The sequence below is a fragment of the Bradyrhizobium archetypum genome, assembly GCF_013114835.1.
Lineage (GTDB): Bacteria > Pseudomonadota > Alphaproteobacteria > Rhizobiales > Xanthobacteraceae > Bradyrhizobium > Bradyrhizobium archetypum.
The window spans coordinates 612,373-637,903 of record NZ_JAAVLW010000004.1 but is presented as its reverse complement, the minus strand read 5'-3'; the positions used below and the strand labels follow the sequence as shown (position 1 = coordinate 637,903).

Annotated in this window: 19 protein-coding genes and 2 pseudogenes; 11 read left to right on the top strand and 10 right to left on the bottom strand. The window is 56.2% G+C overall.

The window, feature by feature from the left end:
- Positions 1–18 precede the first annotated feature (18 nt).
- Complete coding sequence (locus tag HCN50_RS15755; protein WP_171710550.1) at positions 19–1,446, bottom strand: apiosidase-like domain-containing protein; 1,428 nt, start codon at positions 1,444–1,446, stop codon at positions 19–21.
- A gap of 783 nt (positions 1,447–2,229) precedes the next feature.
- Between HCN50_RS15755 and HCN50_RS33085 the strand changes: the two genes are divergently transcribed.
- Complete coding sequence (locus tag HCN50_RS33085; protein ID WP_210264933.1) at positions 2,230–2,565, top strand: methyltransferase domain-containing protein; 336 nt, start codon at positions 2,230–2,232, stop codon at positions 2,563–2,565.
- A 160-nt stretch (positions 2,566–2,725) separates the two neighbouring features.
- Here HCN50_RS33085 and HCN50_RS15745 read toward each other — a convergent pair whose 3' ends face one another.
- Positions 2,726–3,958, bottom strand: coding sequence for a polysaccharide pyruvyl transferase family protein (locus HCN50_RS15745; RefSeq protein WP_171710549.1), 1,233 nt, complete (start codon positions 3,956–3,958; stop codon positions 2,726–2,728).
- Between the two features lie 175 nt (positions 3,959–4,133).
- Between HCN50_RS15745 and HCN50_RS15740 the strand changes: the two genes are divergently transcribed.
- The 4 genes from HCN50_RS15740 to HCN50_RS15725 all read left to right on the top strand — a co-directional run bounded on the left by HCN50_RS15740 (position 4,134) and on the right by HCN50_RS15725 (position 9,144).
- Positions 4,134–5,066, top strand: a complete 933-nt coding sequence (locus HCN50_RS15740) for a glycosyltransferase family 2 protein (RefSeq protein ID WP_171710548.1) — start codon at positions 4,134–4,136, stop codon at positions 5,064–5,066.
- A 167-nt stretch (positions 5,067–5,233) separates the two neighbouring features.
- Positions 5,234–6,739: an oligosaccharide flippase family protein gene (locus HCN50_RS15735; RefSeq protein ID WP_171710547.1), complete on the top strand. Its 1,506-nt coding sequence runs from the start codon at positions 5,234–5,236 to the stop codon at positions 6,737–6,739.
- A gap of 120 nt (positions 6,740–6,859) precedes the next feature.
- Entirely contained in the window at positions 6,860–7,990 is a 1,131-nt protein-coding gene (locus HCN50_RS15730) for a glycosyltransferase (RefSeq protein ID WP_171710546.1), read from the top strand.
- Positions 7,991–8,283: 293 nt separating this feature from the next.
- Positions 8,284–9,144: a sugar phosphate nucleotidyltransferase gene (locus HCN50_RS15725; protein WP_171710545.1), complete on the top strand. Its 861-nt coding sequence runs from the start codon at positions 8,284–8,286 to the stop codon at positions 9,142–9,144.
- 104 nt (positions 9,145–9,248) lie between these two features.
- Here HCN50_RS15725 and HCN50_RS15720 read toward each other — a convergent pair whose 3' ends face one another.
- Both HCN50_RS15720 and HCN50_RS15715 read right to left on the bottom strand, forming a co-directional pair.
- Positions 9,249–10,514, bottom strand: a complete 1,266-nt coding sequence (locus HCN50_RS15720; RefSeq protein ID WP_235976984.1) for a glycosyltransferase family 4 protein — start codon at positions 10,512–10,514, stop codon at positions 9,249–9,251.
- A gap of 15 nt (positions 10,515–10,529) precedes the next feature.
- On the bottom strand, positions 10,530–11,171 hold the full coding sequence (locus HCN50_RS15715; protein WP_171710544.1) for a PIG-L deacetylase family protein: 642 nt from the start codon (positions 11,169–11,171) through the stop codon (positions 10,530–10,532).
- A gap of 382 nt (positions 11,172–11,553) precedes the next feature.
- Here HCN50_RS15715 and HCN50_RS15710 point away from each other — a divergent pair, with 382 nt between their 5' ends.
- Positions 11,554–12,186 (top strand): methyltransferase domain-containing protein, encoded by a 633-nt coding sequence (locus HCN50_RS15710; protein WP_171710543.1) that lies wholly within the window; start codon positions 11,554–11,556, stop codon positions 12,184–12,186.
- Between the two features lie 73 nt (positions 12,187–12,259).
- On the opposite strand, the gene HCN50_RS15705 is transcribed toward HCN50_RS15710, so the two are convergent.
- Together HCN50_RS15705 and HCN50_RS15700 are read right to left on the bottom strand one after the other, a co-directional pair.
- Complete coding sequence (locus tag HCN50_RS15705) at positions 12,260–14,056, bottom strand: glycoside hydrolase 5 family protein (protein WP_311968053.1); 1,797 nt, start codon at positions 14,054–14,056, stop codon at positions 12,260–12,262.
- 57 nt (positions 14,057–14,113) lie between these two features.
- A pseudogene (locus HCN50_RS15700) lies at positions 14,114–14,352 on the bottom strand (transposase); the annotation flags it as partial.
- 719 nt (positions 14,353–15,071) lie between these two features.
- Between HCN50_RS15700 and HCN50_RS15695 the strand changes: the two are divergent.
- Complete coding sequence (locus tag HCN50_RS15695) at positions 15,072–16,049, top strand: glycosyltransferase family 2 protein (RefSeq protein ID WP_171710542.1); 978 nt, start codon at positions 15,072–15,074, stop codon at positions 16,047–16,049.
- 39 nt (positions 16,050–16,088) lie between these two features.
- Here HCN50_RS15695 and HCN50_RS15690 read toward each other — a convergent pair.
- From HCN50_RS15690 to HCN50_RS15680, 3 genes and pseudogenes are all read right to left on the bottom strand, one after another.
- A pseudogene (locus HCN50_RS15690) lies at positions 16,089–16,779 on the bottom strand (IS630 family transposase); the annotation flags it as partial.
- 35 nt (positions 16,780–16,814) lie between these two features.
- Complete coding sequence (locus HCN50_RS15685) at positions 16,815–18,218, bottom strand: hypothetical protein (protein ID WP_171710541.1); 1,404 nt, start codon at positions 18,216–18,218, stop codon at positions 16,815–16,817.
- Between the two features lie 67 nt (positions 18,219–18,285).
- Complete coding sequence (locus HCN50_RS15680) at positions 18,286–19,278, bottom strand: glycosyltransferase family 2 protein (protein WP_235976983.1); 993 nt, start codon at positions 19,276–19,278, stop codon at positions 18,286–18,288.
- A 295-nt stretch (positions 19,279–19,573) separates the two neighbouring features.
- Between HCN50_RS15680 and HCN50_RS15675 the strand changes: the two genes are divergently transcribed.
- Positions 19,574–20,677 (top strand): glycosyltransferase, encoded by a 1,104-nt coding sequence (locus HCN50_RS15675; protein WP_171710540.1) that lies wholly within the window; start codon positions 19,574–19,576, stop codon positions 20,675–20,677.
- A 44-nt stretch (positions 20,678–20,721) separates the two neighbouring features.
- Here HCN50_RS15675 and HCN50_RS15670 read toward each other — a convergent pair whose 3' ends face one another.
- Positions 20,722–21,528, bottom strand: a complete 807-nt coding sequence (locus HCN50_RS15670) for a metallophosphoesterase family protein (RefSeq protein WP_311968052.1) — start codon at positions 21,526–21,528, stop codon at positions 20,722–20,724.
- 291 nt (positions 21,529–21,819) lie between these two features.
- On the opposite strand from HCN50_RS15670, the gene HCN50_RS15665 reads away from it, so the two are divergent.
- The 3 genes from HCN50_RS15665 (at position 21,820) to HCN50_RS15655 (ending at position 25,496) form a co-directional block, all read left to right on the top strand.
- Entirely contained in the window at positions 21,820–22,443 is a 624-nt protein-coding gene (locus HCN50_RS15665; protein WP_235976982.1) for a hypothetical protein, read from the top strand.
- A gap of 59 nt (positions 22,444–22,502) precedes the next feature.
- Positions 22,503–24,767, top strand: a complete 2,265-nt coding sequence (locus HCN50_RS15660; RefSeq protein WP_171710539.1) for a polysaccharide biosynthesis tyrosine autokinase — start codon at positions 22,503–22,505, stop codon at positions 24,765–24,767.
- Between the two features lie 264 nt (positions 24,768–25,031).
- Positions 25,032–25,496: a hypothetical protein gene (locus HCN50_RS15655; protein WP_171710538.1), complete on the top strand. Its 465-nt coding sequence runs from the start codon at positions 25,032–25,034 to the stop codon at positions 25,494–25,496.
- The last annotated feature ends 35 nt before the right edge of the window (positions 25,497–25,531 follow it).

The window sequence follows — 25,531 nt, the reverse complement described above, 5'->3', positions numbered from 1 at the left end:
CCAGGCCGCGTGACCTGCTCACGTGCCCGGTGCCCGAAACCTCGCTTCTGCGGAATCGATAACTAGCACCCAGTCGCCTGTATCAGGCGACTTGAAGCTACGCATTCCGGAGTTCGCGAAATCTCCCCCCGCCGTCACCGTTCCCGTGCCGGGATTGTACCAGTTGCAGGTGGCGAGATTGGTCGCATCTGTAATCTTGCCCATGTCGATCGTGACAGACCGGCCACCTGATATCAGTCTCTCCCAGAACCTCTCGCGCGACGGCAGATAGACAATAATCGTTCGCCCGTCGCTGGTGCGCGCGCAGACGGATCCGCTATCGGCGCCCGCTGTCATCACCACATTCGACGTGTCCGGCACCAACAATTGAAAGCTTCTTGATCGAAACAGCTTGCCAAGCAGTTGCTGTCCGACCGAGCCAGCGGAATTCAACTGGCTCTGCCAAGTCGGCGGGCCGGCATTGATGCCATTGCCCGCGTTTGGCGAATTGAACGGCCAGATTGCACCGTTGCCGAACAAGCGTCCCAGCGTGCACCCGCCAAGGACGGCGCCGTAACCTTCGGCGCGCGACCGTACACCCGTGGTGGAATGCTCGAGTTCATACCAGTCCTCCCCCAGCAGGCACGGCAAGCCTTGCGAGTAGCAGCGCTGCGCCCCTGACACCACGGTTGCCAGCGGTTCATAGACCCAATTGATATCAAGCCACGGCCTGATGGAGCCATAAGCAATCGTGTGCGCATCGACGCTCGAATAACCGCCATTCGGCGTCGGGCCCCCGGTCTCGAGGACATAGTTGGCTTCCATCGTCATCAGATGAAGGGGATCCGCAGCCTTGATGGCCATCGCAAGCTTGTCGAGCTTGCCATAGACCACCGCATTATTCGGATCGGCATCCCCGCCGATCAGCCAGATCAGGTTCGGAAAGCCCTTGTAGCGCTCAGCAAGAAATGTTCCATAGCCCTCAATTACTGTATCGCTGGTGTCCCTCACGCTGGTCAGGTACCCCTCAGTCCCTTTGAGGCCGACGAACAGCGGCATCAATAGGACTGTAATGCCGTAGGCCAAGCATCGCCGCATTACGTGGTCAACATGAGCCCAGTATGGTTCATTGAAGTTGGTGAAATCGGCGCCGCTGAAGGGTGCATCGCCAGCCAGATTGTTTGGTGGATTGCTCTGGTAGACTTTGTCGGCAGCAATCATCCAAAGAACGTTAATGCCACGCGCCGCGCGATCAAATAGATACGTCTCCATGTCTGGCTTTGAGAGCTGCTGAATCAGATATTGCGGCGCGTCACCGCAGGCAAAACAGGGGTTGCCATCTTGGTCGACAAATGTGGAGCGTTCAGAATTTAGCGCAACCGGAAACCGCAAGGGCAGAGGCAATGCGCCTTGATCGGCCAGAGCAACCATTCCCGACAGCGCGCGCGGCAGAAGATACCGCGGCATATCAGCACCTACCGCTGTGCAACCGACCAAAAATGATCGCCGATCTATGGCGCGGAGTAATGACATCGCCTCGCCAGAACCACCCTTATCCGCCGCCTGCACAAGCAAGAATAGCGATACCGCTGCCCACACACCACACGTTGGTGCAGCCGGCTTCCGGACCGATTGCCTATCGTACGTCGAGCATATAGGCTTTCCGCCAAGTTATGAAATGTCTAGTCGGTTCTTGATTTTTTGCGCCAAGTTAATGGGTCAGCACTTCGACGTGCTTGAGTAAAAATGGGCTCCTCCATCGTTTGCGCGATGCGCGGCCAAGTCGCCCGCACGGCACAACTGAACGAAGCTCACTCTAGGCCGCTCTCATTGTCGTACCGCTGCCAGCTTACATTTCTTGAAAGGCCTGTCCATGACATTGCCTTCTCTCAAGATGAATATCATATCCAGGACGATGGTCAGGACTGCCAATCTTGTCCTGGCTCCGATTGGATTGAAGCTCTCGCGCAGCCGTCACGATTGGGCCGACGTCAGCACGTTCATTCCCTTCAACGAGACGATGGCCGAGGCGGAGAAATCTGGGCTTCCGCTCGGCGAGTATATTGATGCACGCCAGGGCATCGCCGGCGCGACGCAGAGCGTCGTCAATGAAATGAAGAGCCTTGGAGTATTCCAGCAGCCGATACGTGCTGTTCTCGAAGTAGGGTCCGGATCCGGCCGTTACCTCGAAAGAACGCTGCGTGAGTGTTCGCCCGAACGGTATGAATATACGAGACCGCTGCGGACTGGGTGGCATATCTCACCAAAAAATATCCGGTGCTGTCCCAGCCCACCGACGGCACCTCGCTGCAAGCGACTCCGACGTCATCAATCGATCTCCTGCAGGCTCACAAGGTGCTTTCCACCGTCACTTTCGTGACTACCGCTGGTTATTGGTGTGAGATGGATCGGGTGCTCAAGCCAGGCGGGTATATTGTCTTCGACGCAATGACCGAAAGGTGTTTGTCTCCTGCAACCATCGAAGCCTGGGCCCGCCGCGGCATACCCAGCCGTTCCTCCTATCCGGCAGCCATGCCTTCTGAAACAATTACCATTTTTTCACCGCTCGGAAGTGCGGCCTCGTAGGCTCCTTTCTGTCACCGATGCCGCCCGGCCAGACCGAGGTATTTGTGTTCAGGAAATCCGCAACCGTCTAACCTGCCTCGGCGGGCAGGCCAATTACATTGCGAACTGTTTCGGCCCTGCCCGCAAGCAGCCATCGCGCACGCGAGCACTAGGATCCCGGCTATTGCCTGCCCACGCAAGATCCAATGAAATTGGAAGAAAACAGTTTCTCCTGGTCAGCGAGCGCTTCCCTGGCCGAGCGTACGCGTTCCCGAATTTGCGCTTCATAGCGACTTCTGTTCGAAGCCAATTCCGTAAACTGAGTAATCAGCGTTTCGACTCTAAAATCGTCGCTGTGCTGACAAAATGCACCCAAGCCCAACACCTCCATGAGTTCTGCGTGATAGTCCGAATAGCCGATCGATACCGTTGGCTTACCGAGCATCAGCGCAAAGACGATGCTGTGAAAGCGTGTCGAGATCACTACGTCGGCGTCGTTCATTTGACGCATGACGTCTTCACGCGAACGCGAAGGCTCTGCGATCAGTCTGCCTTCAAGCAAAGACGGACGCTCCGCCAGAATGGCGCGCCGAAGGTCGGCAACCGCCTTTTCGTCGCGCTCATCGCCCATGACCAATCGAACAGAATTGTTCCGATCCAGCAGCCATAGTGCGAACTCTTTTAGCTTTCCCAGGTAGTTTTCATAAATTTTCGCATCGGCTTCCAGATGGCCCCGCCAGCCCTGGTAATGCATCGCGCCGATACAGACCTTAAGAGGCTCCGTGCCGGCGCTTTGAGGATTCGATGGCGCAGGTGCGGGCAAGGCGAATGCCAAGTCGGGATAAACCGGGTCGTTCTCGGTGTTCAGGCCCAACCCCTTGAGATAGTCCTTTGAGAATCTGTTCCTGTACGACCGGTACCCGGCCATGGATGCGGCGAGCTTGACGAACCATCGTGTGAGTGGATGATGCAAAGGACCCGCGCCGATGCTGACAAACGCAATTTTTGCGCCGGATACCTTGGCCGCAAGACACCACCTGAACAGAGTGTAGGGCATCCCAAACGGCGGAGAGCAGTAGTCGTTAAGAATCCCCGTCCCAGGAATGATCAAGAGATCGAGCATCCTCATCGTCTGGATCGCATAGGAAATATTGGTAAGCTTTCTTACCAGAGATGGGCCCGCCCGATTCAACGGAATTGCCGAAATCCCGTGCTCAATTTGCACTCGTTTCGGATCCGTGCAGATACAGGTTAATTCGAATTCAGCCGCCCCTCGCTTCAGGAAATTAAGCATGGCCTCGAGCGTCGCCTCGTTGCCAAAATTGCCGATACCAAAATTACCGAAAATCCCTATTTTCACGGGCCGTTCTGGCATTTTCTTAATACCCCTAAAGAACTCCGAAAAATCAACCATGATGCCCGCAATGAGGAGCAAAGCGTCTAGTATTCAGAGAACATTGTAATATGATGATATGCAAGCGCGAAAGCTTGCGATAGCTAATTGCATTTTCTCGGTCTTTTTTGCGTGGGAACATGGCGTTGGCGCCGGCCACTTCGTCAAATTTGCGTGCCAAAGCAGGAGTTTTCAGGTGCCCAGCATCGATATCCTTATCCCATCGTACCAGTACGGTCGTTACTTGCGTGACTGTGTAAACAGTATTCTGGGCCAGGGCATCGAGGATCTGCGCATTCTAATTCTCGATAACGCGTCGACCGACGACAGCGTTGAAATAGCACGTCAGATCGCCGCCGAGGATGCCAGGATCGAAGTAAGAACGCGAGAGAGCAACCTTGGTCTGATGGCGAGCTTCAACGAAGGCATCGACTGGGCGTCGTCCCCATACTTCATGATAATCTGCGCTGATGATTTATCGGCTCCGGGAGCGCTGGAACGCGCGATCAGCTTCATGGATCAAAATCCTAGCGTTGCTTTCATTACCGGACGGGAACTTGAGCATCGACAAGGCGAGCCGCTTCCAAGCATTGATGCGTCAGCCCAGCCGCAATGGCGGGCTTCATCCGGCCATGACTTTATCCGGGAACGGTGCCGTAGACCTGCGAGCTTCCTGGCCCTGGGAACCATGGTGACACGCACATCTGTGCAAAAGAGAGCGGGGCACTACAAAGCTCATCTCACCTACACGGAGGATGTTGAAATGATGCTGCGGCTCGCCTGCTTTGGCGACGTCGCTGAAACAAGCGCCGTGCAGGGAATCCGGCGACTGCACGGACTGAACCTCTCCGGGCAGCATCTGACGGATCGAAAATCAGATCTGGTCCATCGCAAAGCGGCCTTCGACAGCTTTCTCGATGATCAAGGCAGGCTACTCCACGACGCCGAGCAACTGCGCAGATCTGTCAACCGAAACATTGCGCTTCGCGCATTAGCTTGGGGAGCGCGCGCGCTCCAATCCGGCGAGCTCCGCGAAGGATGGAACCTCGTTAAGTACGCTGCGGGTTTATCGCCAATGCTCCTCCCTTCCTCTTCGGGGATCGGCAGCCCCAATCAACAGGGCAACTGACGAGAGGCCGGACTACGCGCCCACGACAATCGAGCATGCAAAGCATCTTGAAAACGCGACGGGGCTGCAATCGGAGGCACTGAGAGGTGGCCTTCTTGAAGAAAGTAACGTAGATAAGCCGTGGGAGCCGACAGTTCCCTTTTGCGACTAACACACGAATGCGATCCTTGAGCTCACAAGCAAACAAACTCAGGAATCGTACCACTGTAGGCGCAATTATTCTCGTTGCGTCGCGATTAATTGCCCGCGGCCTCGATCTGATCACACTGGTCGTTCTTGGCCGCCTTCTCTCGCCGGCCGATTTTGGAATAGTCGCCATCGCGATGGCGGTCGTTCAGATTGTTGAAGCAATAATGGAGCTGCCACTGAGCCTGGCGCTCGTTGCATTGCCGACGCGGACGAAGCTCCACTATGACAGCGCCTTTACGCTCCAACTCATAAGAGGGCTGTCGCTCGCGGCAATCTTGTTGATTCTGGCCTGGCCTATCGCACAAATTTACAATGATCATAGGCTGATCTGGCTTGTTTGCGCACTCGGCATTGCTCCAGCCTCGCGGGGCCTTATCAGTCCGCGCACCGTCGAATACGCGCTGAACTTTAACTACCTGCCGAGCCTTACGATCGAGGTCGCAGGCAAACTGGCCGCCCTCATATCGTCCGTCGTCGTTGCGTGGCTGACCGCGAGCTATTGGTCGATCGCGATCGCCACGATCGCTTCTCCCATCACGATGCTGGTGGTATCGTATTGTTTTGCACCCTACCTGCCTGCCCTCTCGCTAAGGGAGTGGCGAACCTTCTCGAAGTACCTCCGCTTCACCACGGCATCGCAGGCCGTGGTCGCCCTGGTCTGGCAAATGGACCAGTTGATGCTCGGTCGCTTCGTCGACCGCTTCGAGCTGGGGCGATTTTCGATGGCGGCAAACCTTGCTGCTCTTCCCGCCCAGATATTGATCGGCCAGACCACGAGTCCGCTCGCTGTGGCATTCTCCTCAGTCCGGGGTGATCTCGAAAGATTGAAGGCAGCTTACCACAAGAGCACCCTCAGCCTCGCCGCCATTGGGTTGCCCGCCATGGTGTGGATCAGCATGAACGCTGAACCGGTCGTTCGCCTGATCCTGGGGCAAAAATGGGTGAGCGCAGCGTCTATTCTGGGCTGGCTTTCGCTGGCGATGATCCCGCCACTTTTTGCAGGATCACTCACTCCCCTCGCGACGACCGTGAACAAGACAAATGTGTTCCTGCGGCTCAGCTTGATCGAACTCTTTATCAAGACGCCGCTGATGCTGGTTGGGCTCGTCTACTATGGAATTCCCGGTATCATTGCCGTCCGACTTATAATCGCAGTGGCGATCTCGGGCTGCACGATGTTCGTCGTCCGAGAGTTGATCGGCTTACGATTGAGGGATCAGCTGCTTGGCCCATGGCGCGCGACGCTGAGCACCGCGATCATGGCGGCCGCGATCGCACCTCTTCAGGGCCGCTTTGCAGATCCGCAGAGCCTTGTTCAGCTCATACTGGACCTGACGATTGTCGGCGGCGTCGGCGCGACCGTCTATGTCGCGTCGATGTTCCTGCTATGGCGCGCGGTCGGCTTTCCAGATGGCGTTGAACTTCATGTGGCGAAACTGCTCGCCAGCGGTGTGCGGCGGGTTCGCAATATTCGCGCCGGGTAGACCGGCCGGGATGGTAACAATTAATGTAAACTACTGCCGTTCCTGCCTATCCGTCAAACCCTGCGACGCACCGTCACCAGAACGTTATATTTGGATAGTTTTTTGGGTGATGAGGATTGAATGAATCGCATCGACCAACCCTTTGATTGCGAGTTCACGCTGGCGCTCAATAATCGCACCGGGAAATACTTCTTCTGCAAGGAAATGATCCAGTCGTCTGAGGATCTGATCGCGACCTGTCTTTACTGGAGGGTGCCCCTGAAGCAGCTCCCGTCGCGAACCTTCTCTCGGATCCTTGGCAGGATTGCACGTTGGGAAGTCGATTTCAGATCCGGAACCGGGCTGATCAATCGTCTCCTGTCACCATCGCCTCACCATCGCCCGCTGATCTTCACCGACCCGCGGGAAGTGCTTCTTTATCGATTGAAACCATGTGACATCGTCGTATGTCACGACATGGGGCCGATTACCCATCCAAGGCTCTATCATCCCGGCGTGAGCCGGATCTATCGGCAGGCCTTCGAACGAATTCGAGACGCCCGGCCCTTCTTGATCTTCGTCAGCGCCGCTTCCCGGCAGGAATTTGTCGCAAGATATGGCGATGATTATCCCACGATGCGAGTGGTCTCTCCCCCACTCCGGATGGACATGCAACAGAGCGACCTGCACCCTGTTGCAGGCATTCCGGACAAGTTCTTCCTCACTGTCGGTGCCGTCGGCGAACGGAAGAATCAATTGCGCGCCATACGGGCATTCGACGCATCCGGCCTCGCCAAGGCTGGATACGCCTACGTCATTTGTGGCGGCCTGCATGAGTCAGGCGCGGACCTGGTCGCCGAGCAAGCCAAGCGCACGCCGGGTGTTGTCCTGCCCGGGTATGTCAACGAGGCCGAGCTTCGCTGGCTATACCGGAACGCAGCCGGCTTTGTCCTTCCGAGCTTGCTGGAAGGTTTCGGGCTGCCGGCAGCAGAAGCCGTCCACTACGACCTGATACCCTTGCTTTCCCACGGCGGAGCCTTGCAGGAGGTCGCCGGCGAAGGCGCCATCTATGTCGATCCACTGAACGAGGGTGATATTGCCGCCGGGATGCGTTTGCTCGCCGATCTCACTCCGGAAGAGCGGAGGAAACGCCTCGATCAACTCCACCACAACGTCAGTCGTTTTTCGCTGGAGAACGAGGCCGGCAAATGGCGTGAGACCCTGATGCTCGCGGCAGCGGCGTGGTCAGCGGGCGCGGCCAGCCGGCACTAGGCTCTTGCAAAACTCCGAAAATCTACGGGGTTCAGCACGTGACGGCGCAATTCATGACATTGCCGGGCAATCTGCACAACTTGCCACCAAGCCACCGTGGGCAGGCCTCGCTGAGCCGGGCCTGAACGCGCAAGATGGCGCCTGCGCCTTTAACCATGCAAGGAGATCACTAGCTCCGCTGGAACTGTGCGGCTATAACCTCATTCATTCGATATTGCGGCGCCGCACGTATCGTGCAAAATCGGCTCATTTCGCTGACATCAATTATTGGCCCCTTGCTTGAGGACACTCAAATGAAAGTCGTCATTTTCTGCGGTGGAAAGGGCCTCCGGCTACGCGAGTTTTCGGAAAACACTCCGAAGCCAATGGTGCCCGTTGGTTCGAGGCCCATCGTTTGGCACACGATGAAGTACTTTGCGCATTATGGACACAAGGAGTTCATCCTGGCGCTCGGTTACAAATCCGAATTCATCAAAGACTTTTTTCTCAACTACAGCGAAGCGATGAGCAACGACTTCGTCATCACAAATGGCGGCAAGACGGTCAAGTTGCTCTCATCTGACATCGACGATTGGACCATTACATTCGTTGATACGGGAATCGAGTCCAATATCGGTGAGAGATTGGTCAAGGTCCGAGATCACGTCGCTTCCGACGAATATTTCATGTGCAGTTATGCCGACTGTCTCACCGATGCACCGCTCGATGATATGATCGATACCCTCAAGCGGTCGAAGAAGACGATGAGCTTTGTCGCCGTAAAGCCGAGCTCGAGCTTCCACGCCGTGCAATACGATGCCGCCGGCAAGATGATCGGAATTAAACCGGCTGATCAACTCGGCCTCTATATCAATGGCGGCTACTGGATCATGCGCCAGGAAGTATTCGATTACATCAAGCCCGGCGAAGAGATGGTCGAAGAACCTATGAAACGCCTTATCGCAGCCGATCAGCTTGCGCCCTACCGATATGACGGCTTTTGGGCGTGCATGGATACGTTCAAAGAGAAGATGATGCTTGATGATATGGTGAACGCTGGAAAGGCCAAGTGGCAGGTCTGGACGAGGCCAGCGCCGCGGTTGGCACAGCCGGTGATAGGTCCGGCTGTCAGCGCGGCTGGCACCACGCGCGATATCAACGACAGCCTTCAGTAGCCTGCACCAGCAAAGCCTGATCCAACGCGCGCGGCCGTTCCAAGATCCGCAGATAGTCGACCAGCCGGACGTCGGCATTGCCCAAAGATATGGCTGTGGCTTGATCAAAAGCGGCCGTCACCACCTGATCTTTGACTGGCGACGACGCGCCTTATTACTTCGACAAGCTTTTCCCCTGCCCGGTCCCAGGAAAACAACCGGGCGCGTTCCCGGCCTGCAAGAGAAAATCGTTCCCAAACATTGGAATCGGTTGCTAGCTGGCCAATGGCCTCAACCCATTTTCTCGGATCATCGGCGGCTGCGAACATTGCCGCATCGCCTCCCACTTCCGGCAGCGCGCCGCATGGTGCAAGCACCGCCGGACACCCAACCGTCATGCCCTCCAGAGGCGGAAGACCAAATCCTTCAGTCGTCGAAGGGAAAGCCAAACAGAGAGCGGCTTCGAGAAGCGCGCGGAGCTCACCGTCTTCGATCCGGCCGGTGAAAACCGCGCCTTGCGGAATCGAATGGCCCAACGCCTCAAATTCCTTCGCGCCGGCAGCCCCCACCAGCACCAGCTTTATTCCAGCGAGTGCGGGGTCTGCGAATGCTCTCAGCAACAGGCCGACATTCTTGTGCGCCTGGACATTGGCAAGTGCGACGACAAATTTGCGCCGGTTCAACTGCAGCCGATCAACGATCTTGGTAAGCGGCTCGTGAGCGAGGAGATGATCGACGCCGTTTGAGATCACCGAAATCTGCTCGGGTCGAGCGACGCCGAACCGGACCAGTTGGGCGGCGGAGAACTCAGAAACCGCGAGTATCCTGACATGTCTGTGCCCGATTACCGGCAGCACATTACGATACCACTTCGCGAAGGCCCAACTATACGATTCCGGAGTAATGAATACCTGCGCATCGTGGATCATCGTGATCGCAGCCGTGCTCGCCATCGGTCCCAGATTGCAGAGATTGAGAAGCAGGTCCCTCCTCGCCAACCTGGGAAGATCGAGTTGCTCCCAAAGTTGGCCGCGGACAAGGCCACCTCGCTCGAGCGCGAATGACGACTGGTCACTGTCGCGAACATTCCGGGGGGCGATTATGCCTGGTGCTTCGTGGAACAGATCCCTGAGCTCATCGCGGCGACAAAACAGCTGACGAATGAGCTGTTCGGCCACGCGGTGCACACCGGTCGGCTTGGCTCCAAGGAATTTTCCGTTAATGGATAGCCTTCGAAAACTCACTGCACCTCGCATAAGGCGCCGGGCACCTGAAAACAGCTTTCCGGACTTGGTCTGCCGGCAATACGCCCGGCGCGCGTCGAATATCACCAAATGGCGGTTGACGACGATGACAGGCCGCCAAACGGCCGGGAAAAACTCCGTTGCCATATCAGGTCGCCGAACTCAGGCAACCACGAACTTTCGCGCGAAAAATGCCTCTGCATAACGCGTATTGCTTTCCAGTCCCCGAATCCGCATCAATCCCCGGAAGGTCTCTTCGTCGAACCAATGCTTGTTTCGCTGACTGGAGAACACGTCGCGCAACACCGCGATCTTAGCCGCGACGTCCTCTGGATCGAGCGGAACAAAGAGATTGGGCCGCATCAAATCTCCGTCCCACTTCGGGATCTCATACTCCCAGATCTGATGCGATCGAAACGTGTTCCAGGTCAGCTCGTTGACCATGCGATGATCCTGATGCGCGTCGCCGCACGCATGAGTGAGGATCAGACCTGGATCGATCGATTTCAAATTCTGTTCGAAGAACTCCTTGATCTGCTCGCGATACGCGGGGAAGCGTGAATCGGTGAAATTCTGCAGCAGGATGCGCCGCGAGGCGGTAAGTCCCAGAATTCGCTCGGCGCCGCGTCGAGCCTCCTCGTGACGCACCTCGTTCCCGGAAAGCACGCACCATGTCACTTCGACGTCAGGATTTTCCCGGACCAGCCGCAACACCGTTGCGCCTGCGCCAATTTCGATGTCGTCAGAGTGAGCCCCAATGCACAAAAGCCGCTTGATTTGCCTGAAACCACCAAAAGCTATCATCAAAACTCCTCGGACTATCTGCGCTCATTCCGTCGCGATCCCCACGCCGGCATTTTCACCTGTCGGATCGAGCGCGCTCAAGGAACTCGCCAAAACTAGGAAATCGCTGGCAACTGCACAACGTGAATCCTCGGATAGGCTAAACGACCGACACCGCAAAGCCTGCCATTTCACCATTTGCGCAAAAGCCTTGGAGGGTTGTGCCTGGACTCCAAATTAACCTTTCTTCGATGGATCAGAGCAGAAGAAACGACAGGCCCTGTATAAAGATGGACTACCCAGTCTCCGAGGGATAGCTTCCCGACATTTCCAAGGGCCGGATAATGTAACGGCCGCCGGTCTGTTGGTCGTGATTTTTTTGCCACACCTGAGAGCGCCCGCAATGCTCATGAAATCGTTGCTTCAGCCATATCTGAAAGACGACTCGTTTCGGCAAAAGGTAAAGAATGCGGCAGCTCGAGTTGGCTTCGATACGACCGATTGGCTGCGCGTGGTCATGTACCGGGAATGCTTCGCATTCATTAACAGCATTGACCCGGAAACACTCGACGTCCTTGAAATCTCCGGAGGCCCACAATGGAGGCGGAACTTCAAGTTCGGGTCGTACACCTCCACTGACTTTCCCGATTTCGACATTTGTTCCGAAACCCTCGATCGCCAATTCGACCTGATTATTGCCGACCAGGTGTTTGAACATCTGCCCTGGCCGATACGCGCCGGTCGAAATGTTCATGCGATGCTGCGGCCGGGCGGCCATTTTGTCATTGCGACACCATTCCTGGTTCGCGTTCATGAAGTTCCCATTGATTGCAGTCGCTGGACCGAGCAAGGTTTATCTTACCTGCTGCAGGAGTGCGGGTTTGAGGCGAGCGACATCAAAACCGCGTCCTGGGGAAACCGAAAATGCCTCAATGCCAATCTATTCAGGTGGCGTCGATATGGATTTTATCGTTCGCTCGCCAATGAACCCAATTTTCCGGTGATGGTGTGGGCGTTTGCCCGCAAGCACGCCTAATACATTAGAGGACGATACGGGCTTGTAAGCGCGGTTTTTCGCAAAACCAGGCGAAGGCTGTCACGCTGAATACCTATTGAGCCCTTCGGACCCTGACTTCCTTAATTAAAAACTCGTTTGGCGAAGAAATCCCGTTCAGTCGAAAGTTCCAGCCCCAGGCGCCGACGAAATTGGCATCCTTTATGGTCCAGGTTATCTCCTGCCAGGCGTCACTTGCGGCGATGCTTCGATAATCCGAACCGACATAACCACGAGTTGATTCATAGTCGATGGTCATTCCTGCAACCTTCTCGGTGGCGACGCGCCGAACCACCGCCGTTATCTCGAGGGCCCTAGCCTCGAAAGGCGTGAACTGCGGGTCGACCCAGAAATAGGCATAGTGCCCTTCCTTGTCAGGTCTTGAAAAGTTGGTTCGTCGTCCGTCACGGTCCGCAACGGTCGTATCGCGATTGATCTGGCGGACTCCGTTTTCGGTGTTCCGCTCCCCCAGCAATGCAATCGCCTGCGCAGTCCCGAAATGTCCGGCGTTCCAGGGGTAAGGCTTATCCGCCTGGGCCCGCGCCTTCTCGACCAATGCAGCCGGCAGATCCTCGATCAGGATCGGGGCTTCACTCAGCATCAGCGGCTCACCGGCGCGCAATGTCCTGCTCTCCCCCTTCTTCAGGCTCAAGAGACGTACGTCGCCATCAAACACAATATTGGCTTCGCGCTTTGCGCCTGCCCAGGCCCCCAGAACCGCCTTTCCCTCGTTATCAAAGACAAAACCATAGGCCCCTTCGCCAAAATCCAGCCAGCCTGCCGAGGCTGGCTCCGGGCCAAGCGTGGCGGCCAAGATCCCCAGGGCATCCAATGACGGACGGCCCGTCATGTCGGAGCGGATGAGCCCAAAGTCCTTGCCGTTTCCGTAGGACGGGCCCCGTGCTTCGAACCAAAACACCCGCTGGAACCCTGCCGCAATCGACAGCAGATAGGCCTTCGCTAGTGCGACCACCTGCGCCTGATCCTCCACATCGTCTCGCTTCACTGGCGCGAGCGAGCCGATCTCGGTGATCCAGAGCGGCGTACCGGCGGGTTGCTTGTTCGCGTCCAGCATTTTCCGCAACGTCGTTGTCATGTTGAGGAATGTTGGCTCTCCCCCGTCCCGAAGTCCGGCCAGGATCTCGTAGGGATGCACGCAGATGTAATCGAAGTGGCCAGCCGCGCCTGCCTTGATCGCAGCGTCAAGAAAGCGAACATCGAAGTTCGCTACGCTCATGCCGATCTTTGTCGTTGGATCGACTTTTTTCGCGGAGATTGATGCCTCGCGGACAAGCTCGGCGTAGATTTCGGGTGATCCGTCCACAGCGAAGCTGCCGTTGAATTCGTTCCAGACTTCCCAGTATTTTATGTCGGAATGATATCTCGCCACCATGCCTGCAACATATTCACGCCAGAACCGGATATCCTTTATCGGGAATTTTCGCGTACCGCCGTCCGCAGACGCCCAGGGCGCGAAATACGCAAACACGCCGGCCAAGCGAAGTCCGTTTGCACGTGCGTTTTCCACGAGCCGGTCAGACGCGGCAAAATTCCATTCACCCGGCCTGGGCTGAATCGTTTGCCACTCGTAGAAGCCGCGGAGCCACCTAACGCCCGCCTGCTTGAGCATCGGATTGAATCTGGGATAATCGCCCAGCCATTCCGCCCCCGTCGCCACCCCCCATGGATTCCGATCGTCTCGCGGATCACCAGCCACCGTCCGCGCATTCCCGGTCGACGGCGCGGAACAAGGCGCACAAAACGCAAGGGCCATCAACAGAACAATGGAACGGGCTACGCGCGGGTACGCTGATGGTCGCGCCTGAAACAACAATCGTCCCGGCTTGAACACGGCTGCTTTCTCCCCGAAGCGGAACTCTGGTCCTTCCTAGGCTACTAGTACCCGGAATCAGGGCCGAGTGATACGGCGGTTTTTGAACCGTCGCTGTCGGACCCTTTTCTTGGTCCATGCGAATGGCTCGGCTGTCTCGTTATATGCATGAACGCATCGATGTGCCGTTGCAATTGCTCAACGGCAGTGAAGGAAGTGCCACTCAGTGACTGGCGTCGCAGCATCGAAAACCATGTTTCGATCTGATTGAGCCACGATGACCGGGTCGGGGTGAAGTGGAAATGGACCTTGGGATAGCGTCACATTACGGCACCGCCATTCTGCCGGCGAGGCCGAGACCCCAAGGGATAAGGCGAGTGCTTCATACTGCACCTCATTTCTTGATGGCGCGATGATGGCGGTGAGCTGCGTCCGCGCTACGCCGGCGCTTTTGCGTATGGCCGAACGCGCATGCGACACCGGCCGATGGTGGCACCAGTATCGTCGAGGTTACCAGGGCCGATTGGCAGTTCATGCCGGGAATGCATCAGGGTTACGTCGACTGGGAGCGCTTCGAAGCTAACCAGCGGCGGCTCGCCGACAACGCCCGTGCCTTCGGTGGCGAGCGGCGGTCGGGGCCGGCGCTCCTCCAAACTCGCGTGGTCTGTGGTCTGTGTGGCGAACGCATGGGTGTGCGCTACAGCCAGGAGCGACGTAACCTTGATCAAGTCGCAAACAATCACGGCCCATGAGCACGCCAATTCCTCTGCGCCCAGGGAGGCCAAGTTCATATAGACGCGGCTTTTCGTGCCGCTGGAGCAGTGGCAGCCCTTCGGACAAGCTAGAGACCCTCTTAGTGGGTGGGCTGCAATTCCCCGAAGCATCTGCGATGGCGCGGGCCGTTTAACCAAATTTTGGAAGAAGCTTTCCTGTCGTTAAGTCGCCTCGAGATTTGGCGTCGAGTCCCTGCTGACTTCCTGGTAGAAGGTGGGACCTTGAGTCAAATTATATCACCAGTTGGATTGGGATTTGAGCGATGGTTTCAGTTTCATGCGTGCTCCCGGTCTTTAACGGCGCCAATTTCTTAGGTGAGGCAATTAGATCAGTTCTGGACCAGACATTTAGCGACTTCGAATTGATTGTTGTCGACGATGGCAGCACCGACAACAGCGCCGAGATAGCCGCGTCTTTTCAAGATTCGCGTATCACAATTCTAAAGCGGACAAATGCCGGCATTGTGGCCGCGCTCAACGCTGGTTTGCAGGTTGCGCGGGGAAAATACATCGCGCGCATGGATGCGGACGACATCAGTGTTCCAAATCGTTTCGAGAAGCAGGTTGAGTATCTTGAGCTCCATCCTGCTTGCGTTCTAGTCGGAGGTTTAGCTCAAGGATTCGATGAACAGGGCAAAGAAGGTTTCACGACCGGCGGGCGGCATACACAAACGGACCTATCGTGCTTCCCTCCTAAGGTCGCGGTCTCGCTGCATCCGCTCATTATGATACGAGCCGACATATTGCGATCGATCGGCGGTTATCGTGCACACTTCAAACACGCCGAAGATTATGACCTGTACCTCAGGCTCGCAATATACGGCTCGATCGATAATCCGTCCGAATTGATGCTGTTCTATCGCCGCCACGCCTCGGCCATGTCTATTCAAAATCTCGCGGAGCAAGAACGCAATGCCGCTCTGTCAGAGGCAATCGCAATCGCAGAGCTTCGTCATGGCAGCGTTTTGCTTGAAGATGTGGAGGGTACCGCGAGGGCCGTCTGGCCGGCATCTTTATTCGAGCCGTACGTGCGCTTTCGAATCTGGCGACGTAATCTTGTCGCTGGCGGCGAAATCAATTGGCGAGTTTTTCTCGGTGTCGTTCTTAATCTTAGCCCCGGCACTATTTTTTCATCTTCCTATTTTGGATTGCGTGTTCGGGCCTGCGGATCGCTAATAAAACTTCTGGTCGGCCGGTACAAAGTGCAGTTGCAAAAGGGGCGTGGTCGCAGGCCGAGTTAACACCGTTGCCATAGTACCCGGAATCAGAGCTGAGTGATACCGGCGTTTTTTGAACCGTCGCTGTCGGCCTTTTTTCTTGGTCCATGCGAATGGCTCGGCTGTCTCGTTACATGCAGCGATGAACGCATCGATGTGCAGTTGCAATTGCTCAACGGTGGTGAAGGAAGCGCCGCCAGTGACTGGCCTTGGGATCGAAAACCATGCTTCGATCTGATTGAGCCACGACGACCGGATAGGGGTGAAGTGGAATGGACCTTGGCGTGCTTTTTTAGCCAGCGCTCGTTCTTCTTGTGCGTCTTGAGATTGTCGAGGATGACGTGAAGCTCGCGATCAGGGAATGCGGCAACGAGGCTGTTCATGAAGCCAAGGAGCTCGACCCGCCGGCGCCGCTTGGAGTGCGCCGCGATGATCTTCTCGGTGCGACTTCGAGCGCGGCGAGCAAGGTTGTGGTCCCATGCCGCCTGTAGTCGTGGCTCTGGCCCGTCAGGGTGCGTCCATTCGGCAGCTTCAAGTAACCTTGCGCCCGCTCCAAGGTTTGGATCGACGGTTTCTCGTCAACACAGAGCACGATCGCGTTGGCCGGCGGATCGATATAGAGGCCCACCACGTCGGCGGCTTTCGCGGCAAACTACGGGTCGTGGCTCTCGCACCACGACTTGCGCACCACAAGGTCGATCTTGTGCTCGCGCAGGATGCGCCAGACATACTGAACATCAACGTCGCTCAAGGAAGCAGATGGGATCGAACAAATAAACGCCCTCGGATCTAGCGATACGAAACGGCCGCGTGAGTGCTCGACAGTTGGGTCCGCACCCTCGGTGAGTCCAGGCAGCCCAGCGCGGCAAAAGCGAAAAACGGCAAGCCGAGATCAATGAAGCCGCCAGACGTCGTCGCGGCAATCAGCCACGCCAAGCAAGCCGACCGTGCAGCGATCTGCATGGCAGGGACGCTGGAGGGCACAATGTTCTTCTTTCTGAACCAGATCGAGAGCAGGAACAGGGCATAATTCGTGGCGCCCAGAATTCCGAGGCTGCCGATGACCGCAACCGGAAAGCTCGATGCTCGCACGCTTCCGTTACCTGCTCCAAATCCGAATGTATCGATGAAATTCTGTATGGCCTGGCTGTTCCATCTCGACCGCTCAATACCCGAGGAAGTCGACATCTTGTTGAGAACGAACGTGTTCAGCAGCTCCGAGAAATAGGCGAATGAGGCATCGTGGAGGCAGATCGCGATACCAACAACGACAAGCACAAAGGGTGTGCACATCATGAAGATGACCATCTCCCGCCGAATTCTTCCGAAGATGAAATTGACGGTTATAATCACGAATTCCACGACAAGATATCCGGCTAGTCCGACGTATGCCGTGGTCGAAGTTGAGAACAATAGCGCGAGAAACGATAGGATACTCAATGACAACATCAGACGCGCTCCGATCCCGTGGAGCCAAAGCGAAGTCGAAAACGCAAAATATCCCAGCGTCCAATATCCAAAGCTTGATGCTTCGACGAAAGAACCGACGATTCGCTTGAAACCAGCCGATTCCGTATCGCTCATGATGGAATATGTCGAATTGCGAATGAACGATAACAGTTCACCGGTATTCGTGGCGTATGTGACCAGGTCGAGCAAGCCGAAGGCCAGGTTCAGGATCACGCACATCAACGCTGCGCGTCCCAGACATTTTCTTCCAGCTTCGCTGGCTCCGAATCCGGCCAGGACGAGAAAGCAAACGCAGTCCCCGATGAAATAAATCGATTGCGTCAAATTCGAAGTGGTGGGGCCAAGCGGAGAGAGATAGTTTTCTCCACCCTGCGCGCGAACCGCGTATGCGAGCGTTTGTCCCTGAAAGAGACGTGGCATCAGATATGCGGTTATTGTCGAATAGCCCACCGTCACGAGCAACCAAAAGCCCGGGCTGCCCGGGTATACCGCCTGAAGCGCTCCGATCCGGATGTCGCGGTCAGCAAGCAGCTTTACCGCCAGGAAGCCAAGCAGCAAGTGCGCCGGCTGGATCGTGGCCCCGCCCAGGGAAGTCAGGATGAAGGCGGCGGCGGCCCCCAGCAGCGTCGACCCGAAGAACGCATAAACAATGAAGCTTGGCCGCGCAAACAGACCAATCAGTCCAACAACAAGAGCGATCGCGCCAATCAGTTCAACCGTCATTCGAACATTCGCTTTTCAAGCGGCCTGTTCCGCTTACCCCGGTCCAGCGTCGTCAACTCGGCATCCATCAACCTAATTCGAGTATCCGTTGCGGCGCGATGCGCCCCGTGACCAGATCACGCAAGGCCAGATAATTTCCTTTTAATCGCCCTCTACGGTCGATCCAGGGCTCCGGTCTGACACTCCTGGCCAAATTTGCCAACACATTCCGAAAAAGGAGTGGCCCTGCGAACGAAAGAGACAGAGTGCCCTTTCGAATGAGATAGACGGGGTTTGCGATTTGCGAATAACCGAACCGCACACCTGAAGTACGACCACCCTTCGCACCTAAATGCACGCCGCGCAGGGCTTTCGCATCGACGATACGGCCAGCCCCCGAAAGCTGGCGGGAAAAGTCGATGTCCTCCTGCCATCCGTAGAGTGGCAGATTTTCGTCGAACTTCAGTCCTTTCTCGCGGATTGGCGCCATTCGAAAAGCCATGTTGCAGCCATACGTGCCGTAGGTAGGCACGATGGTACGGTCGCCCGGAGCCGACCTGTCATCCGAGATCAATTTTAACGCTGCTTCTGCTTCCAGGCCAGGACCGTTGGCACCGTCTACGATCGGTCGGCCGGTTATCGCGACCACATCTACGCATTCTAGAAACAGCCTCTCGATTTCCTCGAGATAGTTTAGCTGGGGAAAGAAATCATCGTCAAAAAACACGATCACGTCGGAGCCATTTGCGGCCGCTAATATCTGATTGCGTTGAGCAGTGAGCCCGCGCTTGCCCAATTGAACTGACGTAGTGCACGGAAAGCGCAGAAGCAGTTCCGCGTGCAAATCTTCGGGAGTTGCTGGACAAACAATTAGCGCGTCCGGTGCACGAGTCTGCCGGGCGATCAGGTCCAACGTGTAACTGAGAATTGCTCTTCGACCGGCCGTTGCGATGCCGACCGCGATCCTGAGCTTCCCCTCTTCCATAATATTTTCAGAGGTATGATCCGGATAATTGCTTCTCATTGCCAATGTTCTGTTCAAAAGGATCGCCGTTGCAAGGTCTTTTTGAAGTTCGATCAAATGTTCTAATCTCAAGACGACGCCGGCGTCGCAACAGATGGAGGGCACCGCGAGCGTAATTCTGTGGACTTAGTTAAACCCAGCGCAGGACGGCCTCGAACCGCGCGCAGCAGGGTTAATGTCCTGCGAAGATCTTCCGACTTCATGCAAACGGTGTACTTGGGCAACCGGAACCCCGCGGGTTAACATTACCTGATTGAAGCTTGGTGGCGATATTGGCCCCATTGAGGTACCGAGCTAAAGAAAGCGCAATGCAGCAAACACTACATACATAACCCGGTCTAAGGCGTCTCCAATGAAGGTAGCAATTATTCACTACTGGCTCGTTGGCATGCGGGGCGGAGAGAAGGTGATCGAGGCCCTCTGCGAGATGTACCCGCAGGCCGATATTTTCACGCATGTTTATGTTCCCGAGCTGGTGTCAGACAGAATTCGTCGGCATCGGATCATCCCAAGTTATATTAATTCGCTCCCGCGGGCCGCACGGATGTATAAAAGCTACCTTCCATTGATGCCGCTAGCACTCGAGCAGCTCGATCTCCGTGGATATGATCTTGTCATCAGCAGTGAGTCCGGACCGTCCAAAGGCGTCATACCGTCCCCGGGCGCACTTCATGTCTGCTACTGTCACACGCCAATGCGCTACATCTGGAACATGTATCATGACTATCGCGATAGCGCAGGCAGGATGACCCGATTGCTTATGCCGCCGCTGTCGCATTACCTGCGAATGTGGGACGTGTCGTCCGCCTCGCGGGTCGACAGCTTCGTCGCAAACTCGGCTACCGTCGCTAACCGCATCCAGCGGTATTATGGACGCGAATCCGTAGTTATTCACCCTCCGGTCGATACCGACGCGTTTTCGATTGCTGCGCCGTCCGAACTAGGCGACTACTACCTAATGGCCGGCGAGCTGGTTTCTTACAAACGACCGGATCTGGCAGTTCGTGCATTCAATGAGATGGGATTGAAACTTGTTGTGATCGGCAGCGGTGAGATGCTCGATGAAATCCGCCGCATCGCAGGGCCAACCATCTCCGTGATGGGATCCCAGCCGTTCGACGTGCTCAAAAAGCATTATTCGCGGTGCCGCGCCCTGATCTTTCCCGGGGAAGAGGATTTTGGGATGGTGCCGGTGGAGGCGATGGCGAGCGGACGTCCCGTCGTCGCATTCGCCCGCGGTGGCGCCACCGAGACAGTGGCGAAAGGTGTATCAGGCGTGTTCTTCGGCGAGCAGACGGTCGAAGCGATCTGCAAGGCGGTCGCCAGCCTGGCAGATTTGGAATGTGACCCCTACAAGATCGCGACGCACGCGCGGCAGTTCGGCCGTGAGCAGTTCTTCAATAAAATGCGAACCCACATCGACACCCTGTTGGCCAAGCGACTTGCGGCGTATTGAGGTGGACGGAAAAGGCATCTCGCAGCCATTGGCCGCCGACGTTGCTATGTGCTGATCACCGCTAGCGATGCTCCCTCGATCACAAGACATGTAAGGCGCCCCGTTGCATAGGCGCCTGTATCAATATTGATCCTGTTCGAGCTGACGTCGACTTCGCAAACAGGGGTATGTCCGTGAACGACAATCTTGCCGAAATCAACATTTGAGGAAAGGAACTCTTCCCTGATCCAGAGCAGATCGCTCTCCTTTTGACTGGCAAGGTCGGCATTCGGGTTCACACCCGCGTGCGCGAAGAAAAAGTCGCCCAGCGTAAATGAGGCTTGTAAATCTCGAAGAAACCGAAAATGCGCTTGAGGTAGTGCCTGGTGAAAGGCACTCTGCAGTTCCACAATTCTTTTCCCATTCCTCACGCCTTGCGCCGGGATCTTGTAGGAGTTGAGGGTTTCCATCCCGCCTAGTCGCATCCACTGATCGAACCAGCTGCGATCGCTAAGGCACTTGATGGCAATCAATTCATGGTTGCCCTTCAGGAATACGCATTTGTTCTTTTCACCGTGTTCGATCAGTCGGTCGATTGTCTCGCGCGACGAGGGCCCCCGATCGATATAATCACCCAGGAAAACGTAAACCGGCTGCACGGCGGGGCGCAGTCCGATATCCATTTCAATCCTGGCAAGCAGTTCATCCAGGAGATCAAGGCGCCCGTGAATATCGCCTATGGCGTAGATCTTTAGGCCGGCCGGCAGCGAAGGTCGTCGCCCCAATACCTGTAGCCGGTCAACGCCTGGAAGCGCCAGCGCCGTCAACTCACCCTCGCCAAGGACTTCGCCGATTTGCGGTAAATAGGACACTCGATTTTCGCCGGGCCGACTAAAACAACCATTAATACCGCTCGATCCGCCTTCAACCTAGCGCTCCAGTCGAGCTAACTGTATCCTGCAACCCTCCGCAAATCCAATATCGAAGCGCGTTGGAATAGGCCACATCCGGAAAAACCATGTATATTCAGATATTAAGCCTAAGGAAGTCGGTTTAAGGCGGCCAATCAACCATAGCCAATAAGCACCGTTGATACAGCCCGGCCAGTCGTTGTAGAGTTAGAGCTGCATTTTTTAATCGAAATCAAGTAGTTGGAGCGGGTAATGCGTGCAGGTTTAATCGTAAAAATACTACTCGCACAGCTAGCGCTGGCATTTTCGATCAGTCAGGGAATAGCCAGTCCTTGTGTCCCCAGTCCGCTGACCGAACAAGCTATCAGCCGGTTCAAATCAGATCCGAAGGCGATCCTTTCTCCGAATTCCGACACGCGCACGATCGAAGGTGTTGTAGCCGACCTCGCGTCGACTGACGCGTCTGTCGCCCCCGATCTCGTTCGCCTTGCGGCAGAAGTTTCACCGGCACTTCGACTTGCAATTGCCGCGGGTCTAGCCCGAGCCGCCACGGCCTGTTCAACGGTCGACCAGCATGCGGCCCTGATCATCCAGCAAGCTGTCGCCGGCTTCGACGATGGCGCGTTCCAGAGCGCCTTCGCTTCGGTTGCAGAAGATCTGTCAACTGCAGCGACGAGCGCGGCCTTGTCTTCCGCAACAAGTTCTGTCGGTAGCGTCGTCATCGTCAACCCGAATCGATCGCCGGGATCTCCTAAGAATCCTGGCGGTGGCGGCAGAACGGCGATTTTCCAGATCAATTCCGGGGGAGTGGCTGCTGCGAGCAGGCCGGGTACAAGCTCGTCGACTGCAGCAAGTCCAGTAAGCGCGACTCGTTGAATGTCCGGGACGATGTGCATCAAGTTTGCTGACGCCGGCGTCGTTTTCAGGAGTTGCGAATGAACGTAGCCGGACAATTTCCGCGATACACCCCGGCAGTGGAAAGCGATGCCCACGCCGGAACACTATCATTGCTGCAGGCACGCGATTTTGTGATTCGGCAATGGCGTTTCATTGCTCTTGTTACGGGCTTGGTGCTGATCGTCGGCTTAGCGTACCTTGCCGTCACGCCAGCCAGATATACCGCCCAGGCCGACATGATCATCGACACCAAGCGGATTACCTGGTCGCAGTCCGAGCTGGCCACGGAGAACCGTTCGGTTGAAGATCCCGCGGTGGAGAGCGAGATTGAGACCACCAAATCAGAAAAGGTAGCCCTGAACGTTATCCGTCGATTGCGTTTGAATGAAGATCCTGAATTTGTTGGAGCCGGCCAAGGCCTGAAGCAGCGAATTCTTGCGCTTGTGAAACTGAGTTCGGGGCCGACGGTCGAGCGCTCCGATGAAGAGATAATGCGCGGGGTTCTCGCGACGCTAAAGGCCAATCTGCGTGTCACTCGATTGGGACGCAGCTACATCGAACAGATCGCATACACCTCGCTTAGCCGCGATAAGGCTGCGCAAATAGCAAATGCATTTGCCGACGCCTATATCGAGGATCAATTGCAAGCGAAGTTCGAGGCTACCCGTCGCGCCAGTATCTGGCTGGAGCAGCGAATAGGGGAATTGCGGCAACAGGCGAGCGACGCGTACAAGGAAGTTCAAGACTTCAAGTCGAAGAACAGCATCATCATCGGGGTCGAAGGCAAGTTGGCGAGCGAGGTCGAGCTTGATCAGCTTGGCGTCGCCCTCGCAAAAGCGCGCGCGGACACCAGCCAAGCTCGTGCGAAACTTGACCGCATAACACGCGTAATTGAACAGCGACCATACAAGGAGGATTCAGCAATCCCCGATCCGGTCGTGACGGATGCGCTTAGCAATCCGGTGATCACCAAGCTCCGGCAGCAATTTCTAGACGATCAAAACAAGGAATCGGAGTGGAGCAGCCGCTATGGGCCCGACCATCAGGCGGCAAGAAATTTGCGGACTCAGATGGCCGCTTCCCGACGAGCGATCTGGGACGAGATCTCCCGCATTGCGGAGAGCTACAAAAGCGAACTGCAGATCGCCAAGACCCAGGAAGAGTCTATCGATAGACGTATGCTGGAGGTTTTTCAGCAATCCGGTGCGACTCGACAATCGCAGGTTCGTTTGCGCGAACTCGAAACTGCTGCGAACACCTATCGCGGGATTTATGAAACTTTCCTCTCCAGGTTCACTCAATCGGTACAGCAACAATCGTTTCCTTCGACCGAGGCACGCGTCGTAAGTGCCGCGTCTCCGCCCTCTCTGCCGAGCTCACCGAAAACCGGCCTCACTCTGGCGCTCGCTGCAGTCTGCGGATTGGGCCTTGGCGTCATGCTGGCGTTCGCCCGTGAACAAATGAACCGCCAGATTCATACACGTGCGCAGCTTGAGGAGCTTGTAGGAAGCAGCTGCCTGGCTGTTCTACCGACCCTTACCGCAAAAGCGTCCAGCGTCGGCAAGGGTTGGAAGAAGAAAGACGTGGGTGCATTTCAACAGATCAGTGAAATTGAGCCGTTCTCCGAAACCGCAGAAGCCCTGCGATACATCAAGGTGGCGATCGATCTGCATCCGGCCGGGGGCAAGGTCATCGGAATTGTTTCCTCGCTGCCCGGCGAGGGAAAAACCACCGTTGCTGCGGGTTTTGCCGCGTTTGTAGCAAGGAGCGGCGGTCGCACCCTGCTGATTGATGCCGATTTGCGCAACCCGACAATGACAAACAGTCTCGGCTACGCGGATACGCCGGGGCTGCTCGACATGGTTGCAAATAAGGCGACATTTGACGAGCTTGTCATCACCGACACGAAACACAAATTCGATTTCCTGCCGTCCTCGACACGTATTAGGCCTTCCAACAGCTCGGATATCCTGACCTCTCCGGCTGTAAAGCAAATGTTGAAGACGGCCCGGAATAGCTATGATTACATCCTCGTCGACCTGCCTCCTATCCTACCGTTGGTCGATGTTAAAGCAGCGGCAATGTTGTTCGACGCGTTCGTTCTGGTTGTCGAATGGGGTAGCACATCGACCGACGAGATTCGCAAGGCGGTCGCGACCTCCCCTGTTCTGTCAGAACGACTGCTTGGCACAGTTCTCAACAAAGCAGACGCGGCCGTTATGCGTCGCTTCGAAGGGTATTCAGATCGGCTCCACAGTTACTATGGGAACTACTATAAGAAAACTCCCGCTGAGCTTGTATAGGCTTCGCCCCTCGTGGAAAAACAAGGACGATCTCTCCGACCACTTTCCGTGCGAGCATTGACGCTCATCTTCGGTTGCCTGGGACTCGCCTGGGGAATTTCGAACCTCGAACAGAGCACTGTTGCGGCCGACTTTTGGGACGTGGAGGCTCAACTCCTGCGATTCGAAAATTTCAGCCAGGCTGCTTCTGTCAGAACTTTGGAGAGTGCTGCAGCGCAGTCGGTGAGTCCATGCGACACTCACTCGCAGAGGGCGCTCTTGCTCATGGAATTGCCCCTCGCAGATGCCACTCTTCGGTCCGGGACCGCCTCTGAATTCGACCGGCACGTCCAGTCTCTCGAGGCGCGCAGCCGCCGAATCCTCAGCTGTACGCCGCGCGATTCGTTTGCCTGGCTCGTGGCATTTGGACTGGAAGTTGAACGCGGGGTGAGCGTACACGCGTTCGACCTGCTTGCAGCATCCTACGAGACCTCGCCAAATGAAGCATGGGTGGGGCTTCGTCGGATCATCGTTGCGACGCCTCTGGCGCTTGCAGCACCCGAGCACATTCGGCGAATGATCCTGGATGAGTTCCAGAATCTCGTACGACATCGATTTGTCGAGATCCCGGCTCGTGTGTACTTCAATGCCCCTGTGGACATCCGTGCCCTACTCGAGTCGCGGATCGAACAGCTGAACCCTTCCAGTAAGAAGCTCTTTTCCGAAGAGTTAGGCAAACTTCGCTCATAAGACCGCATTGCGCGGCTCATTTCTTCCTACGACTG

What these genes read in the sequence shown, in the direction of transcription:
- HCN50_RS15695 (WP_171710542.1), top strand. Translation starts at nt 15,072, where the DNA reads ATGGTTTCAGTTTCATGCGTGCTCCCGGTCTTTAACGGCGCCAATTTC.
- HCN50_RS15675 (WP_171710540.1), top strand. Translation starts at nt 19,574, where the DNA reads ATGAAGGTAGCAATTATTCACTACTGGCTCGTTGGCATGCGGGGCGGA.
- HCN50_RS15755 (WP_171710550.1), bottom strand. Translation starts at nt 1,446, where the DNA reads ATGCCGCGGTATCTTCTGCCGCGCGCGCTGTCGGGAATGGTTGCTCTG.
- HCN50_RS15685 (WP_171710541.1), bottom strand. Translation starts at nt 18,218, where the DNA reads ATGACGGTTGAACTGATTGGCGCGATCGCTCTTGTTGTTGGACTGATT.
- HCN50_RS15715 (WP_171710544.1), bottom strand. Translation starts at nt 11,171, where the DNA reads ATGATAGCTTTTGGTGGTTTCAGGCAAATCAAGCGGCTTTTGTGCATT.
- HCN50_RS15665 (WP_235976982.1), top strand. Translation starts at nt 21,820, where the DNA reads ATGCGTGCAGGTTTAATCGTAAAAATACTACTCGCACAGCTAGCGCTG.
- HCN50_RS15725 (WP_171710545.1), top strand. Translation starts at nt 8,284, where the DNA reads ATGAAAGTCGTCATTTTCTGCGGTGGAAAGGGCCTCCGGCTACGCGAG.
- HCN50_RS15660 (WP_171710539.1), top strand. Translation starts at nt 22,503, where the DNA reads ATGAACGTAGCCGGACAATTTCCGCGATACACCCCGGCAGTGGAAAGC.
- HCN50_RS15655 (WP_171710538.1), top strand. Translation starts at nt 25,032, where the DNA reads ATGGAATTGCCCCTCGCAGATGCCACTCTTCGGTCCGGGACCGCCTCT.
- HCN50_RS15745 (WP_171710549.1), bottom strand. Translation starts at nt 3,958, where the DNA reads ATGGTTGATTTTTCGGAGTTCTTTAGGGGTATTAAGAAAATGCCAGAA.
- HCN50_RS15730 (WP_171710546.1), top strand. Translation starts at nt 6,860, where the DNA reads ATGAATCGCATCGACCAACCCTTTGATTGCGAGTTCACGCTGGCGCTC.
- HCN50_RS15720 (WP_235976984.1), bottom strand. Translation starts at nt 10,514, where the DNA reads ATGGCAACGGAGTTTTTCCCGGCCGTTTGGCGGCCTGTCATCGTCGTC.
- HCN50_RS15710 (WP_171710543.1), top strand. Translation starts at nt 11,554, where the DNA reads ATGCTCATGAAATCGTTGCTTCAGCCATATCTGAAAGACGACTCGTTT.